The sequence below is a fragment of the Sorangium sp. So ce726 genome (genome assembly GCF_051521405.1).
GTDB lineage: Bacteria > Myxococcota_A > Polyangia > Polyangiales > Polyangiaceae > Sorangium.
In genome coordinates this window covers 11,237,264-11,254,104 of the sequence record NZ_CP150349.1, presented here as the reverse complement: position 1 = coordinate 11,254,104, position 16,841 = coordinate 11,237,264, and the positions used below count along the sequence as shown (strand labels likewise).

The 16,841-nt window shown below is 70.7% G+C and carries 12 protein-coding genes and 1 other RNA gene; 3 read left to right on the top strand and 10 right to left on the bottom strand.

Annotation, left to right across the window (positions count from 1 at the left end; genetic code table 11):
* Positions 1-72: 72 nt before the first annotated feature.
* From WME79_RS41965 to WME79_RS41940, 6 genes are all read right to left on the bottom strand, one after another.
* A complete protein-coding gene (locus WME79_RS41965) occupies positions 73-1,653 on the bottom strand; it encodes an OmpP1/FadL family transporter (RefSeq protein ID WP_437526851.1) in 1,581 nt (526 codons plus the stop codon).
* Between the two features lie 42 nt (positions 1,654-1,695).
* Positions 1,696-3,459, bottom strand: a complete 1,764-nt coding sequence (locus WME79_RS41960; protein WP_437526849.1) for an MXAN_5187 family protein — start codon at positions 3,457-3,459, stop codon at positions 1,696-1,698.
* 3 nt (positions 3,460-3,462) lie between these two features.
* The gene (locus WME79_RS41955) at positions 3,463-4,167 is read right to left on the bottom strand and encodes a hypothetical protein (protein ID WP_437526846.1); all 705 of its coding nucleotides are present in this window, start codon (positions 4,165-4,167) and stop codon (positions 3,463-3,465) included.
* Positions 4,168-4,566: 399 nt separating this feature from the next.
* A non-coding RNA gene (gene ssrS, locus WME79_RS41950) (6S RNA) lies at positions 4,567-4,759 on the bottom strand.
* Between the two features lie 266 nt (positions 4,760-5,025).
* Positions 5,026-5,898 (bottom strand): inositol monophosphatase family protein, encoded by an 873-nt coding sequence (locus WME79_RS41945; RefSeq protein ID WP_437526843.1) that lies wholly within the window; start codon positions 5,896-5,898, stop codon positions 5,026-5,028.
* Entirely contained in the window at positions 5,895-7,382 is a 1,488-nt protein-coding gene (locus WME79_RS41940) for a UDP-N-acetylmuramate--L-alanine ligase (RefSeq protein ID WP_437526840.1), read from the bottom strand. Before WME79_RS41940 ends, WME79_RS41945 begins: the two co-directional genes overlap by 4 nt.
* Before the next feature lie 233 nt (positions 7,383-7,615).
* On the opposite strand from WME79_RS41940, the gene WME79_RS41935 reads away from it, so the two are divergent.
* Positions 7,616-8,251, top strand: a complete 636-nt coding sequence (locus WME79_RS41935; protein WP_437526837.1) for a CPBP family intramembrane glutamic endopeptidase — start codon at positions 7,616-7,618, stop codon at positions 8,249-8,251.
* A 119-nt stretch (positions 8,252-8,370) separates the two neighbouring features.
* On the opposite strand, the gene WME79_RS41930 is transcribed toward WME79_RS41935, so the two are convergent.
* Positions 8,371-8,991 carry a ComEA family DNA-binding protein gene (locus tag WME79_RS41930; protein WP_437526834.1) on the bottom strand — a complete coding sequence of 207 codons (621 nt, stop codon included), beginning with the start codon at positions 8,989-8,991 and terminating at the stop codon, positions 8,371-8,373.
* Between the two features lie 343 nt (positions 8,992-9,334).
* Here WME79_RS41930 and WME79_RS41925 point away from each other — a divergent pair, with 343 nt between their 5' ends.
* Entirely contained in the window at positions 9,335-10,435 is a 1,101-nt protein-coding gene (locus tag WME79_RS41925; protein ID WP_437526831.1) for a DUF362 domain-containing protein, read from the top strand.
* A 120-nt stretch (positions 10,436-10,555) separates the two neighbouring features.
* Entirely contained in the window at positions 10,556-11,254 is a 699-nt protein-coding gene (locus WME79_RS41920; RefSeq protein ID WP_437526828.1) for a hypothetical protein, read from the top strand.
* A 67-nt stretch (positions 11,255-11,321) separates the two neighbouring features.
* Here WME79_RS41920 and WME79_RS41915 read toward each other — a convergent pair whose 3' ends face one another.
* The 3 genes from WME79_RS41915 to WME79_RS41905 all read right to left on the bottom strand — a co-directional run bounded on the left by WME79_RS41915 (position 11,322) and on the right by WME79_RS41905 (position 16,547).
* Complete coding sequence (locus tag WME79_RS41915; protein ID WP_437526825.1) at positions 11,322-12,557, bottom strand: serine/threonine-protein kinase; 1,236 nt, start codon at positions 12,555-12,557, stop codon at positions 11,322-11,324.
* A 250-nt stretch (positions 12,558-12,807) separates the two neighbouring features.
* Positions 12,808-14,535 (bottom strand): acyl-CoA dehydrogenase family protein, encoded by a 1,728-nt coding sequence (locus WME79_RS41910; protein ID WP_437526822.1) that lies wholly within the window; start codon positions 14,533-14,535, stop codon positions 12,808-12,810.
* A 65-nt stretch (positions 14,536-14,600) separates the two neighbouring features.
* The gene (locus WME79_RS41905) at positions 14,601-16,547 is read right to left on the bottom strand and encodes an HDIG domain-containing metalloprotein (RefSeq protein ID WP_437526819.1); all 1,947 of its coding nucleotides are present in this window, start codon (positions 16,545-16,547) and stop codon (positions 14,601-14,603) included.
* Positions 16,548-16,841: the final 294 nt, after the last annotated feature.

Genomic DNA, 16,841 nt, shown 5'->3' with positions numbered 1-16,841 from the left:
GGCTCCGCGCCTCCTGTCCTGCGCTCCACCATGTCGGAGGCACGTCGGAGCCACGCCCGAGCAGCCGCCCGCTCAGAAGCGCATCGTTCCGCTCAGACCGAACTCGTCCAGGTTGCTCTCGAAGCGGCCGCCGTTGACGCTCTGGATGCTGCGGTAGCCGCTCAGCGCAGCGCCGGATACGGCCTTGAGGCGCCCGTTCCCGCCGTTGTCCAGCGCACCGAAGGACGTGTGCTGAAACGCGGCTGAAATGTCGACCGGGCCGACGCGCGCGGTCACGCCGGCCCCGACGCCGATCCGGTAGCCGAGGTGGAAGTCGAGGTTCAGATCGGCGTCGTCCTGCCCCTTGTTCTCGAAGAAGCCGCCGGCGCGCAGCGCGAGGAGGCTCGGGAGCACGACGAAATCGCCGCCGAGCCGGACTCCCAGGACGTCCCGCCAGCGGTGCGGGACGTCGGCGTTGGGCGGCACCGTGCCCACGCTCGTGCCGCGCACCGGGATGCCCTCGCGGAACCGGACCTCGATCGCGTCGACCGCGCTGTTGTTGGCCCAGGTGAAGTCGAGCTCCACATCGAAGAGGTCATCCGCCATCGGGTCGCGGACGTGGGGCTCGGCGGCGGAGGCGCGGCGTGCGCTGCGTGCGTTCACTACGCGCCGCGCGCCGGCGCGAGGCATGTGGTACCGGAGGCCGAGCTTCGCCTCCATGGGGATCCGCATCGTGAGATCGCCGGCGCCCTGCTCCTCGGTGACGTTGCACGCCGGCGCCTCGCCCTTGCAGGGGTCCTCGTCCTTGGCCCCTGCCGGCGTCCAGTAGCGAGACTCGATGGTGAGATCGGTCTTCGCGCGCACGGCGTCCTGCCACTTGAACCATGCGCCCAGATCGAGGTGAGCCGTCGCCGCCCAGCGCGCGCCGAGGACGAAGCCAGGGATGAAGAAGTCGGTCGCCTTCGCGCGCGTGCGCAGATCGCCGTGCGCCTTGAAGTCGTCGCCCCCTTCGCCCGAGAGCGCCTCGCTGAAATTGATGAAATCGATCGCCGCCGTGCCCCAGATGAAGCCGGCGCCGAGCGAGACACCCTCCGCGGGGGTGAAGCCGACCGAGAGCGTCGGCATCAACATCAGGGCGTCGAGCGACGTGAGCAGGTACCGCTGGGGCGACGGCTGCGTCATGTCGCCGAAGCTCGGGTGCGTGTACCGGAGCGACTCGGGCCATGCCCGCTCGCCGACGCCGTGCGGGCCGAGCACCGCGACGCCGACGGCGAGCGCGTCGCTCACGCGCAGGGTCGCCGCGAGCTGCGGGTTCGGGAACAGGCCACCCTCGGCGCACACCTCGGGATCGGGGCTGCCGTCGCTGCCGGGCGCCGGGATCGCCGTCGTGGCGCTCGGCGGGACGGGGCGGCCGCCGGGGCCGAGCCTCGTGAAGCACTGGGCCAGCTGGATGAAGTGGACGCCGCCGTGGGCGCCGCTCCGCTGCGCGGCGAGCCCCGCCGGGTTGAAGTAGGCGGCGAGCGGATCGTCCGCCCGCGCGACCCACGCCCCGCCGCGGCCGAGCTGGAGCACCCCGATGTCAGGCGAGTCGAGCCCTGACGACGCGCGCGCGGCGCCGGCGGCCACCATCGCAGCGAACGCGGCGCCCGCGGCGCCGGCAGATCCTCGTCTCATGACCCCCCGTCCCCGCCGCGCGGCGCTCCCCGCCGCTCGGCCTCACTTCACCGGAGACGCCTTGAGCGCCGCCTTGCCGTCCTTCACGTAGACCGTGAAGCGAACACGCGAGCAGTTGTGGCGAGCCACGAGCGCGTCCTTGTTGCGCTGCAGGGTCCCCTTGAACTTCTCGAAGGTGAGCGCGTTCGTGGGCTCCCCGCACTGCTGCTTGACCGACAGGAACTCCTCGTAGACGGCGTTCCATTCGGTGAGCTCGTCCGGATCTCCCGCGCCGTCCTGCCGCGCGGCCGGCGCTTCCGGCGCGCTCACCGGCTCCGGGAGCGGGTTCGGCACGGCGGGCACCCCCGGCGCCTTGGGCGGCGGCGGCGGCGGCGGGCGCCGCGGCGGCGGGCGCCCGGGAGCGCCCGCGGGCTCGAGGGCGGAGATCGCCATCCCCGCGTCCGAGACCTCCTCGATCGCCTCGACCGGCTCTACAGAGTCGCGGGCCGGCGGCGGACCGCTGAGCGGGTGCGAGCCTGGCCGCCGCGTGGGGCCGCGCGGGCTCACCATGGGCTTCGGGTACGAGGGGCGCGAGTCAGGGCGCGGCTCGCCGGGGCCGAGCGGCACCGAGAACGCGCTCATCGCCGGCTGCGTCGGGATCGGGCCGAGCACCTGCTCGAGGTCGGCGGCCTTCCGGGGCGCGCCGCCCTTCGCGGCCACCTTCTCGACGCCGTCGTTGATGTCGGCCGCGATCTTCCGGTAGGCGCCGCGGAAGCGGCTCGGCGCCAGCACGTCGACCTCGCCCTTGGCGAAGCGCGCCGCCTCGCCGCGGAAGACATGGAGCGGCCGGGTGTGCTCCAGGAACGAGAGCACCAGCCCGATCGCGGCCATGGCGAGGACGCCGACCAGGATCAGCACCGTCGGCACCTCGCTCTTGTCGTCGTTGTTCGCCTTGTCGAGGAAGTTGAGCGGCGAGTCGACCGACGCCGCGAGGCGGCCGACCGCGTAGCCGGCGCCGAGCTCCCACGCCTCGCCGGGCAGCCGCGCGTAGACCACGCCGAGGTGCTGGCCGATGACGCGGACCTCCGAGCGCCCCTTCTCGACGTAGTCCTTGTTGTCGTCGAGCAGCTTCAGATCCTGCGTGATCTGATCGAGGTTCGCCTTGTCGAACCCCTCGGGCGCGCCGGAGGCGACGCGCGCCCCCTCGGCGTAGAAGCCAACGGCGGCGCCGGTGCGCTTCGTGACGGCGCGGGCGAAGGTGTCGTCGATGATCTTGGCGCCGATCACGGCGCCGACCGGCTCGCCGTTGACGTCCTGCTCGACGGGGCGCGCCACGACGCGGAGGATGCGGCCCTTCCAGACCCACGCGTCATCGCGGATCCAGCCGTGGAGGGCGTCGGCGACCAGCGGGTAACCGCCGAGCTCCCAGTCCTCGCGGTGCTCGAAGTCCACCGACGCGATCACCCGCCCCGCCGCGTCGACGGCCCACACGTGGTCGAACTTGAGCTCCGGGGGCACCTCCGCGGTCGCGGTGCGCAGCGCAGTGCGGGCCTTCTCGCGCAGCTCGGCGCCGGGCTTGGCCTCGGTCGACGACTTGGCGAGCGCGGTCCGCAAGGCTGGGTTCAGCGCGACCCGGATGAGCGCGCTCGAGCGCTTCCGGGCGTCATCGTTGAGGAACCACTCGACCGCGCTGGAGTCGGCGCTGAGCGCCTCGCTCATCGCGCGGTGGCTCGAGCGGTTGTAGAGCTGCGCGGCGACGAAGAGGACGAAGACCGCGGCGCCGAGCGCGAGCGCGAGCACCCCATACCAGAAACGCGACAGCAGCATGGCCTACTTTCCAGCCTCCGCGCTCGGTCCGCCGGCCTCACCCACGACGACCGGATCCTTGATGAACTGCTCGTCCGGCCCGGGCTTCACGATCGCCTCGATGGCCTTCCCGACAGGCTCGCCGTTGAAGTAGCCCTGCAGCGTGTACGTGCCGGCCTCGATCTCCATGGCGAAGTTGCCCTGACGATCCGGGTAGGCGACGGCCACCGCCCTCGGCTCGACGACGATCCACGACCGGACGCTCGGGGCGAGCTGGTCGCGGAGCTCGTACTTGCCGGGGCCTGGCGGTGTCCAGGCGCGGGTCTTGGCCGCGGCGATGTCGACCGGCTGGAGCCCTTTGTTGCCGACGTCGTAGATCTTGTGCGGGAACGGGTCCTGGTTCTCGAACTGGATCTGCTGGCCCTCGGCGACGACGATCGTCACCGGGGAGGTGCGGCCGCCCGCGATGACGATCGAGCGCGGTGTCTTGAGCGGCGCGCCCTTCTCGCCGAGCGCGGCGATGCACAGCTCCTTCGGCGCGTAGCCGAAGAGCGCGCGGACATCAGCGCGGACGGTCGGGGACGGCTCGCGGAAGGTGTACCGGTTCGCCTTCGGGTCCTTGGCCTCGTTCCAGACCGGGTTCAGGAGCTTGGGCATGCCCGTGGTCCGGCCCTTGATCGTCACCGCTGCCAGGGCAGCCCCGGGCACGGTGAGGATCGCGAGCGTCAAGGCCAGGCGTCGGACGAAGCGCGAGCTGCCGGGAAGGCGGGGCGCGAGGTGGCTTGACGACCCAAACCGCGCTGCGCCGATGAGCGGGCGCTGCTCGCTGTGCTGAGAACCTGCAGATCGAGGGGATCTCGTATCCATCGCAGGCCCGAAGCTACCGGAAGGGGGATGAGAACGGAAACAAAAGCCGGGCCGTGCTCAGCGTGCCCCGCCCGCGCCGCCCCCGGCTCCCCGTTCTTTGTGCGGTGTGCTCGGCCTTGTCCCGTGCCACGAGCGTCGCGGCGCCGCGCCCAGGCGCGGTACCACCGCCGTCAGGTGACGCCGCGGTGCGCCGGCCGCCGGGCACATGTCGAGGACATCAAAAAACTGCGGGCCGCTTGGACGGCCCGCAGGAGAGAGATGTTCCGTACCGCCGAGGACGTGGGCCGAAGGACTTGAACCCCTAGCATAGCTGCTAGGTGGGAGCCTAAGTACCGCTTCAGGCTTCCCGGTGAATGGTTCCGGGCCTAGCTCACCACGGTATCGTTGTTGGCTCCCTGGTTCTTGCTTACTCGGGATTCAATCGTCCAACGCCTCACGAAGCCGGCAGAGGGAACAACCATAGGATAGTTCACTGGGCGGCTCCGTCAACAGCTCTTCCGCACGTTCTCATGTTTTGCTCATGTTTTGATGGTCGCGTTCGGCGGTCAGCGTTCACATCGCTCACATCGTTCTCCGTTGACGTCGCTCGCCTCGCACGGGCCATGCATGAATCGCGCAAGGATCTCGCCCGATTCGCCCGCGAGTCATGCAGGAGTCATGCACGAGCGCCTGATGGCGTACGGCCTGATGGCGTACGGGTAGCCCCGAGCAGGCCGGCGCCTAGCAGGTCGGCGAGCCCGGGTGAGAGAACAGCGCGACGATGGCGGCATGGACGAGGCCGTTCGACGCCACGATGTTGCCTGTGTGGTAGTTCGGCGGACCGCCGTCGAGCGCGGTGATGACGCCGCCCGCGCCGCGCACGATCGCGCTTCCCGCGGCGACGTCCCATGCATGCAGCCGGCGCTCCCAGTACGCATCGTAGGTTCCGTCCGCGACCATGCAGAGATCGATGGCCGCGCTGCCGCAACGACGCACGGCCTGCGCGTTGCGCTTGACGGTCATGAAGGCGTCGAAGTTGTTGTCCGGCGCCCGGTCGCGGATCGGCGGGAAGCCGGTCGCCACCATCGCGCGCTGCAGCGACGCCGTGGCGCTGACCGTGCATCGCTCGCCGTTGCGGCGCGCCTCTCCGTCGATCGCCGCCGTGCTCACCGGCGCGCGTGCGGCGCCGCGCGGCCGGAAGCCCGTCCAGCGGAGCCCGAGCGCGGGCGCGACGACGGCGCCGGCGACGGGCACATCGTCATCCATCAGGCCGACGGACACGCACCAGAACGGATGACCGTGGACGAAGTTCGTCGTGCCGTCGAGCGGATCGACGTACCAGACGAGCCCGCCGCGGGGCTCCGCGCGGCGTGTGGCGCTCTGCTCCTCGCCGACCACGGCGACGCCGGGCGTGAGCGCGTCGAGCCGCGCGACGAGCAGGTCCTCGCTCGCCCGGTCGAACTCGGTCACGAGATCGTGCGGCCCCTTCTCCTCCACGCGCAAGCCGCGCGGCCCTGCCCGGAACCCGGCCTGGACGAGCGTCGCCGCCTCCTCGGCGACGCGCAGCGCGATCTCGGAGAGCTCGAGCAGCTCGGCTGATCCGCGCCCGCTCATCGCGCCTCCGCCGACAGCGCGCCGCGGAGCTTCTCGTAGATGCCGCCGAACGCCCCGTTGGACAGGAGCGCGATCGTGTCGCCCTCCCGCGCGTCGCGCGCGATGGCGGCGACGATCGCGTCCACCGAGGCCGCCGCCTCCGCGCGCTTGCCCCCGTGCTCGATGTCGCGCACCAGCCTGTCGAGATCGAGCCGCTCGCCGGCGGCGATGTCCGGGCGCCCGAGCGGCGCCAGCACGACGCGATCGGCCGCGTCGAACGCGCGCGCGTAGGGCTCCTGGTGGAGGGCGCGGCACGCGGTCGCGCTGCGCGGCTCGAACACCGCCCACAGCGCGCCTCCCGGGTGCCTGGACCGGAGCGCGCGCAGCGTCTCGTCCACCGCGGTCGGGTGGTGCGCGAAGTCGTCGTAGACGCGGACCCCGCGCGCCTCGAACAGGAGGTCCTGCCGACGGCTGACGCCCGCGAAGGCGGCGAGCGCCGTGGTCGCGGTCGAGAGCGGCACGCCGAAGCCCTGCGCCGCGGCCGCGATCGCGGCGATGGCGTTGCGCACGTTGTGGTGCCCCGGCATCTGCAGGGCGAAGCGCCCGGCCAGGACGCCGCCGGCGTACAGATCGAACGACTGGCCGCTCTCGCCGGCCTCCGCGGGCGCGGCGAGCCAGTGCGGCGGCTGCCCGTGCGTGTCGTCGCCTTCGAGCGCGAACCACGCGACCTCTGCGCGCGCCGATCGCGACACCAGCTCGACGACCCGCGGATCGTGCGCGGCCGCCACGAGGAGCCCGGTCTCCGGGATCCGCTCGACGAACCCGCGGAACGCCGCCTCGTAGGACGCGGCGTCGGGGTAGATGTCGATGTGATCGTGCTCCATCGACGTGACGACGCCCACCTCGGGCTGGTAGTGCCAGAACTTCGGCGTCTTCTCGAAGAAGGCGGTGTCGTACTCGTCGCCTTCGACGACGAACGGCGTCCTGCGGCGCCCCGCGCCCGCCTCGCCGAGGAGCGGCAGGCCGCGGCGGTCGCTCGCCGAGGAGGCGCTCCGGGGCAGGCGGAAGCTCGCCTCGAAGTTCTTCGGCAGGCCGCCGATGAGGAAGCCAGGGTCCCTGCCTGCCTCGTGGAGGATCCACGCGCACATCGAGCTCGTCGTCGTCTTGCCGTGCGTGCCGGCCACGACGAGCGGGGAGCGGCCGGCGAGCATGTGATCCGCGAGCGCGTGCGCCATCGTGGTCACCCGCATGCCTCCGTCGATCGCAGCGCGGGCCTCGGGGTTCGTCGGGCGGCACACGTTGCCGATCACGACGAGATCGGGCCGGGGGTCGAGGTGCGCGGGATCGAACCCGGTCAGGAGGCGGATGCCCCACCGCTCGAGCGCCGGCCCCATGGGCGGGTAGAACGAGACGTCGGAGCCCGAGACGTCGTGCCCCGCGGCCTTGAAGAGCCCTGCCAGCGCACCCATGCCGGTGCCCGCGACGGCGACGAAGTGGACGTGCATCGCGGCGCAGTGTGCCCGAGCGCCCCGGGGGAGCAAGGGGGCATCCGCGCGAGAGCTCGCCGGGCTGCGGCTCACGTCGTCGCCTGCGTCGCCAGGACATCCGGTGCGGTGCGCCGCTCCTGCGTCCGCGTCGCGATGGGAGCAGGTCGCCGGGGCAACGGGGTTTGGCACGAAAGCTCCAACAAACGTCAAACAGCCGTCAATTGACAGCCGGCGCGGGCCGAGGAGCCTCGATGCGCATGCCGCCCCGCGCTTCGCTTCGTCTCGTCGATGCACTCCTGCTCTACGTGGGAGGGCCGCTGCTCCTCACGTTCGGGTTCCACCGGCCGCCCGTCCTCGCGGCCCTGTGGCTCGCACTCGCGCTCTCGCTCGTCCTGCTCCTGCGCGATCCGAGCTTCGATCGCAGCGCGCTGCTCGGGCCCATGCCGCGGCGCGACCTCGCGCGGGTGCTCCTGCGCTTCGCGGCGGTCGCGACGGTCGCGACCGCCGCCGGCGCGCTGATCGCGCCAGAGCGGCTGTTCGGCTTCGTGCGGGAGAGGCCGGGGATATGGGCGCTGGTGATGGTGGCCTATCCGGTCTTCTCGGTGATACCGCAAGGCCTGTTCTACCGAGCCCTCCTGTTCCACCGCTACAGCGCGCTCCTCGCGGCGCACCCGGCCCTCGTGGGCGGGCTGCTCTTCGGCTTCGGCCACATCGCCTTTCGAAACTGGGTGGCGCTCGCGCTGACGAGCGTCTTCGGCGTGCTCTTCGCCCGCACGTACCTCCGGACCGGCTCGCTGCCGCTGTCATGCCTCGAGCACGCGCTCTACGGCTGCTTCGCCTTCTCCATCGGCCTCGGCGAGTTCCTGTACAGCGGCGCGATCCGCTGAGGGCCAGAGCTCGCCGCGTCGCGCGCTCACGTGTCCTGGCAGGCCCCTGCGCTGCACAACCTGCATGAGGTGCGGTGCCACCGAGGGATCACTCCGCACCTTGCAGTGCGATCTTCCAATCAAGGTGGATCGACGAGCACGAGCGGCCTCAGCCGCTTCAGCGACCGCCGGCCCAGCCCCTTGACCCGGAGCAGGTCATCCACCTTCCGGAAGCGCTTGAGCTTGGCGCGGAGCGCCAGGATCGCGGCCGCCTTCGCGGGGCCGACGCCGGGAAGGCGCCGGAGGTCCGCCTCGGTCGCGAGGTTCAGCACGACCTTTCCGTCTGCGGTCACGCCGCCGCCCGCGGGAGCGCCCGCCCCGCCATCGCTGGGCGGCGGCGGCTCCACCGCTGCAGCCCCCGCGTCGGCTGCCGGCTCGGAGGTGGCCTGGGGCGGGGGGCTTCCGGCGGAGCCGAGCGGCGCTGGATCGCCGGCGACCATCGCCAGCCCTGCGGTCGGGTCTGTCGGGCGGGCCGAGTTGGCCGGGCGGGCCGGGAGCAGGCTCAGCGCATGCCCGGAGCCCACGAGCGCCAGCGCGAAGAACCCCGCGACGTACGCTGCGACCTTGCCGCCCAGCGCGGTCCAGGCTGAGTCCTTCAGCGCTGCCAGCGCTCGCTCTCGCCACGGGCGAATCCCCTCGTTGTCCTGCACTGAATCCGCCGGCTCGGCGGGCGAGCCTGTCCCCTTCGATGTCGCTTGCATCGTGCCGCGTCTCCTTCCGGTCTTCCCGTCTCGTGCCAAGGACGTCGCCCTCTGCGCACCAGCGAGCGGCGTTCATCTCCTCGGCGTCGCCGTCACCGCCAAGCGAGCGGCGTGCCGGCGCGGGCTTGCCTGGAAACCCGAGCAAATCTCGGGTGCCAGGCGCACCAGGGCCTGGCGCCGCCATGGCGGAGGCGCGCGGCGCGGTCGGCGCGGCCCGGTCGACCTCGCCGCCGGGCGGCCGAGCGCCGTGTCTCGAGCGAGAAGCTCGGCTACCATCAGCGCCCCGGGCGCCCCGCGACCGGCGGCATCCACCACCGCCGCAAGGCGCTCACCACGAGGTCTTATGCCCCACGATCCCCGTCGCTTCGTTGATCCCGGCCCCGCGGGGCGCTCGCGCCGAGGCTTCCTCGGCGGGCTCGTCGCCGGCGCCGCGGGCGCCGCGCTCCTCGGCCCGCGCGCGGCGTTCGCGGAGGCGCCCCTGAGCCTCGCAGCCGCGCCGCCCCCCGGCTTCACGCCGCTCTCCATTCCGGGGAAGATCGTGAAGGTCACGAAGTCGAACTCGATGCAGCCGAACGGCCTCTGGCCCGACGCGTCCGCGGCGAAGGTGATGCTCGAGCGGGCGATGGCCGAGCTCACCGGCAAGGCCGACCTCGGGGCCGCCTTCGCGCGGTTCGTCCACAAGGACGACCGCGTGGCGATCAAGACCAACGGGATCGCCGGCCAGAAGGGGGCGACCATGGCCACCAACAAGGAGCTCGTGCTCGAGATCGTGCGCGGGGTGATCGCGGCGGGCGTCCCCGCGGAGAACGTGGAGATCTTCGAGCAGTACCCGTCCTTCCTCGCCGGCACCCGCTGCGCCGACCGCAGCGCCAAGCCGGCGGCCGAGTTCCCGGCCGGGATCCGCGCCGCGGTTCACGAGAACAAGGACGCGGTGATGCCGAGCATCTCGGTCTGCGGCATCCCCACCAAGTTCGTGCGCCCATTCACCGAGGCGACCGCGGTGATCAACGTCTCGCTGATCAAGGACCACTCGATCTGCGGCTATACCGGCTGCCTCAAGAACATCACCCACGGCGCGACCATCAACCCGCACTCCTTCCACGAGCACACCGCGAGCCCGCAGATCGCAGAGCTCTACGGGCAGGACATCGTGAAGAGCCGTGTCCGCCTCCACATCACGGACGGCTTCAAGCTCATCTACGACCAGGGCCCGCTCGACAAGAACCCGAAGCGGCGCGTCCTTCACGAGTCGGTCTACGCCACGACCGATCCGGTCGCGATGGACGTGATCGGCTGGGGCGTGGTCGAGACGTGGCGAAAGGAGAACGGGCTGCCCACGCTGAAAGAAGCGAGCCGTGAACCTTCGTACATTCGCATCGCGGGCGAGCTCGGTCTGGGCGTCTTCGACAAGAATAAAATCGCGATGCGCGAGGTCGGATTGTAGCGGCGCCGCGGGATCCGCCCGCGTGACCGCCGTCGATGAGGCCGCTCGCCGAGGCTCGTGTTGCTCATGTCCTGCTCCAGGTCGACTGCGCGCTCGTCCACACGCCGGAGGGCCGCGCCGGTGGTCCCGCTTGTCGCGTCCCTCGCGGTCGGCGCCTGCAGCAGCACCCCCCCGACGAGGCCGCCGGGGTTGCCTCCGACGCCGGCGTCGGTCACCCGCGAGAACCCGGGGGGCGACGCGGCCGACCCCGAGCGGGCCGCGCTCGAGCGGCTGCTGGCCGAGCCGTGGGGGAGGCGGCAGGACCGATTCAACACGCTCGACGTACCCCTGGTCGACTGGAAGAGCTGGCGCAGGGTGCGGATCTTGACCTACCCGACGCGCGCGACCTTCCGTTACGGCGACGAGCACTACGCCGCCCTGTCGGTCGTCTACACGACCACCTCGGGGCCGAGCGATCCCGACAGCTGCCTCGACGAGTTCTGGGCGAAGAACGCGCCGCTCGCCGACGGTTATGGCGTGCGGCTCGGGGAGGCGCAGATCATCCGCACGACGCAGGAGATCGACGGTGAGGTGCGGCCGCTCGTGTTCAAGGTCCTCCAGGGCAGCGTCGACTCGGTGCTCGCGAGCGACGAGTACGTCGGAGCGATCGCCGTCTACGAGTCGTGGCCGGGGACATGCCTCGTGGCCGCGATGGCCGTGAAGTCGACCCAGCACCCCGAGCTCGCGCGCCGGGTGCGCGACCGCTGGATCGACGAGGGCGCCCCGAAGCTCAAGTGGACGTCCGGCATCAGCGAGGCGCCCACGACCAGCGCGCGGTAACGGCGCCCCCGCGCTGGCGATGACCGGTGATGCGAGTGCCAGGGCGGCATCGCGACGCCCCGCGAGATCACGGTCCCCCGGGTGCCGGGCTCTCCGCGGCCTCGAGCGACCAGGGCGCGCCCTGAGCCACGCTGTGGCAAACGATGCCAGCGGCCGCGATGAGCAGGCCGACAGCGACCATCCAGGGGACCCGCAGCGGCGGAAGCACGCGGCTGTCCAGCACGACCTCGCTGTGCCGGTCGGACGAGGCGGAGGCGGGTTCGACGGCCGCGTCCGTCGCCGCGGGGCTGCCGAGATCGTTCGCCGGTGTCGCCAGCATGGCGGCCATCGTCGTCTGATCATCCATCGTGCAGCGAAGCGGGGCCGCGACCGCGCCGATCGCGCTCCGCTTCACGATGGCGCTCCGCTCGGACGGCGGCGGGACGGGGATCGCCCGCGGCGACTCCGGAGACGGCAGGGAAGCCTGCACGAGCGCGGAGAACGCTTCCATCATCTCCTTGCCTGACTGGAACCGCGCCTCGGGATCGAACTCGAACGTCCGGGCGAAGAACGCGTCGACCCCGGGCGGGAGCTCCGGCGCGAGCTCGGACGCCTTCGGGAACGACGTCTGGCAGATGTGCCTGACCAGCTCATTGATGTTGGCGCCCGCGAAAGGACACTGGCCGGTGATCGCGCGATAGAGGATCACCGCCATCGACCAGAGATCGCTCCTGTAATCGACCTGCCTGGGCGCCATGGTCTGCTCGGGGCTCATGTACCTGGGCGTCCCGAGGACCATGCCTGTCTTCGTGATCCGATCGCGCGAGCACGACGACTTCGCGACGCCGAAATCGACGACCTTGACCAGATCGTCGCCGGCCGAACACGTGATGAAGATGTTCCCCGGCTTCAGATCCCGGTGGATCACCCCCGCGGCGTGGATCGCGTCGAGGGCCTTGCCGAGCTGCGTGAACAAGGTCGTCGCCTGCGCCAGCGGGATCCGCTCCTCGCGCTCGAGGCGGCGATTCAGGTCCTCCCCCTCGAGGTACTCCATCACGATGAACGCGCAGCCGCGATCGACGCCGTAATCGTAGGTCTCGATGACGTAGGGGCTGCGGACGCGCGCGGAGGCGCGAGCCTCGCGCTCGAAGCGGGCGACGAGCTCCGGCTCCGTCGCCGCGAAGCTCCGGATGAACTTGATGACGACCCGCCGCCTGAGCTTGATATCGAAGCCCAGCCACAGATCACCCATCCCACCGCCTCCGAGCCTGCGCTCGAGACGGTACTTGTCCATGACGGCACGACCTTCAGCAGTCTCCTTCATGGTTCCGCACCTGCCACCCAATGCTCTAGCCTGGGACAAGTGATCACCCGATTCCTGTCGAAGGGCCCACCCCCAATACTACGCCTGATCAAACTATATAGCAATCCGTCCGGACGGTGAGCTGAAAACGTCCCGAAACAGAGCGCAGCTCACAATGAATGAGCGTAGTGGGCCGAAACGCGCGTGGCGCTCGTGTGACTTGATGTGACTTGAGGTGAATCGATGTCCGTCGAGGTGCGGCAGCCTGCGATTACAGGATGTCGAAGGGGTAGGCGCGATCCGCATAAGCTCGCACCGCGATCGCCTTGCGCAGCTCGTCGTCGTTCTTCTGGAAGTCAGCGACGTGCTGCCTCAGCCGCTTCTGCGCCATGCCGGTGAACACGGTCGTGAGATCGATCTCCCGCCGCGCCCCGTCCTCCCCGCGCCGCTCGATGGCCCGGGTCGTGCGCGAGATGCACGCGGCCACGCAGTAGAGATCCATGGCCATCTCCGCGATGCGGCGCTGCGCATACTGCATCTCCGCGATCTCCCGCCCGTGCTTCCGGAGCATGTCCTCGCTGTGGGTGGCGAGCTCGGCGGTGCACTCCTCGAAGATCACCGCCTCCCGGCTGAGCAGCGGGTGCGCCTTCGACATCCGCTCGCGCCCGAGCACCGATCGCGCCTTGCGGAGCGCGAAATCGCTGAGCAGCCCGAAGCCCTTGATGGGCTCTCGCATCGCCTTCGCGACATCCGCGAGCGCCTTGCCCGGGCCGCTCATCCCGGAGAGCGCCATGAAACAGCGCAGGATCTCGTTCGTCCCCTCGAAGATCATGTTGATCCGCGCGTCGCGCAGGTGCCGCTCGTAGGGGTACTCCTCCATGTAGCCGATGCCGGCCGCGATCTGGAGCGTCTCGTTGACCACGAACCACAGGGTCTCGCTCCCCATGACCTTGCAGATCGCGCTCTCGATCGAGAAGTCGGGGACCTTGGCGTCGGCGAGGCTCGCCGTCAGGTACGTGATGGACTCGAGCGCGTACGTCTGCGCCAGCATCGTCGCGATCTTGTCCTTGATGAGCCCGAAGTCGCCGATGCTCCGGCCGAACGCGCGCCGCTCCTGGACCCGGTCGAGCGCCAACCGGATCAGCGTGTTGCACGCGCCCACGCACCCCGCCGAGAGCCCGAGGCGCCCGTTGTTGAGCACCTCGACGGCGACCTTGAAGCCCTTGCCGACCTCGCCCAGCACGTTCTCGCGCGGGACCTTCACGTCGTCGAAGAAGAGCTCCGTCGTCGACGAGCCGCGGATGCCGAGCTTCTGCTCGTTCGGCCCGTTCTTCACGCCCATGCTCCGCTCCACGATGAAGGCGGTGAGCTTCGGCTTCTTGCCCTCCTCGAGCGCCGAGGTCCGGGCGAACACCGTGAAGACGTCGGCGAAGCCGCCGTTCGTGATCCAGATCTTCGACCCGTTCAGGGTGTAGTACGACCCGTCGGCCGACATCTCGGCGCGCGTCCTGATCGCCGCGGCGTCGGAGCCGGCGCCCGGCTCCGTCAGGGCGAAGGCCGCCATCCACTCGCCGGTCGCGAGCTTCGGGAGATAGCGCTGCTTCTGCTCCTCCGTCCCGAAGAGCTGGATCGCCTTGAAGCCGATCGACTGGTGCGCGCCGAGCGTGACGGCGATCGACGCGTCGAGCCCGCCGATCTCCTGCATCACGCGCGCATACGCCATGTTGCTGAGGTTGACGCCGCCGTGCTCGGCAGGGATCTGCAGGCCCATCAGGCCGAGCCGCTTCATCTCGGCCAAAAGGCCCGGATCGATGGTGTGCTCCCGGTCGATCCGGCTGCTGTCGACGCTCGACGCGAAGAACCTCCGCACGCTGTCGAGCATCATCGACGTCGTCTCCCGGTCCTCGGTGGGCATCTCGGGATACGGGAAGATGATGTCCTCGGCGATGATGCCGTGGAAGAGGGCCTTCATGAAGCTCTGCTCGATCGTGGGAGGCATCGGACCGTCCTTTCCTGGAGCAGGCCGCTCGGCCTCCGCGGGAGCGCGCGGCGCGCCCGGTCTGCTCAGTGCGTCTTCCTCGGCGTCCGCACGGACTCCGCCGGGCTCTCGTCCTTCACGGACCCTCCGGCTTCGTCCACGACGACGGGCGCGACCGCGCCCCGCGCGCTGGAGGGCGGGGGGACAGCGCCGCGCGCGCTCGAGGCAGGCGGGGGGACAGCGCCCCGCACGCTCGAGGGGGGCGGGGGGACAGCGCCCCGCGCGCTCGAGGAGGGCGGCGGGGCGGCGCTCCCGTCCCGACCCGGCGCGCTCGACGCGGGGACGGGCGTGGGCGTGCCGGAGCGCGTGGGGTGCGGCGTGACCGTCGGCGGCGCAGGCGTGTGCCCGGCGCGATCGCTCTCGCGCTGCCACGGGTACTTGATGCGCCCGTGGTACATGTTGACCAGCGTCGACGCCATCCGGCTCGTCATGATGCGCAGGTCCTCGATCGTCAGCCCGGATTGATCGAGCTGGCCCGACGCGAGCTTCGAGAACATCACCCGCTGGATCATCTCCTCGAACTTCTTGTGCTCGGGCGGCCAGATGGTCCGCGACGCCGCCTCGATGGAGTCGACGAGCATCAGGATGGCCGTCTCCTTCGTCTGCGGCTTCATGCCGGGATAGCGGAAGTGCTCCTGCGTCAGATCCTTCGGGTTCCCGTGCTCGACGCACTTGTGCCAGAAATACTCGACGACCTGCGTGCCGTGGTGGGTGTACGCGAACTCGACCACCGGCTCGGGGATGTTGCCCTCACGCAGGATCTTCGTGCCCATCACGACGTGCGCCATGATCGCGTCGGCGCTCACCTCCGGATCGAGCTCCTCGTGCGGCGATCGCTCGCCGGGCGGGAGGTTCTCGATGAAGTACTTGGGCTGCACCGTCTTGCCGAGGTCGTGGTAGTAGGCGCCCACGCGCGTCAGCAGCGCGTCGGCGCCGATCGCCGCGGCCGAGGCCTCGGCGAGGTTCGCCATCGCGCGCGCGTGCTCCCAGCTGCCCGGCGCCTCCGCCGCCATCTTCTTGAGCAGCGGCTGCTCCAGGTCGGTGAGGTCGAGCAGCTTGTCGCGGGGCACGTGCCCCATCGCCCGCTCGGCCGGCTCCCTCAGGCTCCGACCGAGCACGCCGACGAGCAGCCCTCCGCCGATGCAGGCCAGCACGTTGGAGCCGAGCCAGTGCTTCAGATCGGCGCCGAGATCGAAGCTCCCCTCGAACAGCACGGTCAGCGCGATGAACCCGATCGCGCCGGCGATGCCTGCCAGGCTGCCCGCGACGAGCAGCTGCCGCGAGCCCTTGCGCTTGAAGAAGAACATCGTCGCGGCGATGCCGCGCACGAGCAGCACCGACAGGAGCACCACGTCGAACCGGAGCAGCGACGACGCGATGAACGCCACCCCGACCTCGACGAGGAACGCGGTCCTCCGGTCGAACGCGATCGCCACCCAGAGCGGGAGCGCCGCGACCGGCATCCAGAACTCGGGCAGCGCCGTGAAGAGCAGGAGGAGCTTCGCGACGATGAGCGAGCCCGTCATCAGGACGAACATGCCCACCTGCGTGCGGAGCAGCCGCACCCGGTTCTGCCCGAAGCGACGCAGGTAGACCGTCAGCATCAGGCAGACGATGAGGTAGATGGCGTACATGCTCGCGAGGCGCGCGCCGAGCCCGGGCCGCCGCATCCGCCGCACCGTCTCGTACGCCATCGCGGCGTTGTGATCCTCGTTGTGATCCGAGAGGACCGTGCCGCGCGGCACGATCACGCGCCTGTGCTCGTACGAAAGCGTGAAGCTCCCGTCGTGCGTGTCGCGCACGATCCGCGGACCGTACGGGACGCGCAGCGTCACGGGCGCAGGCTTGCCCATCTCGGGGCTGAGCGCAGGGATGAAGAGCTCGCCCACGCCGAGCACGGCGAAGCACGCCGCGAAGAGGGCGCTCAAGACGAAGCCGGCGAGGGGACCCGCCCGGATACGCGTGCGCAGCATGGAACCGCTCGGTCTCGTCCGCTGGTGCAGCCTGAGAAACGGTTGACGGGGCACGCTCGCGCGTCTCCCCGCCTCCACCGGACGACCGCGAGGGCCGCCGATGTCAATGTGTAGGCGGGACCCTAGCAAAGAAGCAAGGCCGAGTCAGCGGCGCGCAGGGCGCGGGGGGGCCCCGGCGCTGCGTCCCCCTTGCTTGATGACCTCGGTTCTCTGCGTTCTCGCCGTTCCCTCCGTACCGTTTCTTCCCCATGGTTCGCGCTGAATGCCCGCCCGAGCGTGGGGTGGCCGCCGGGA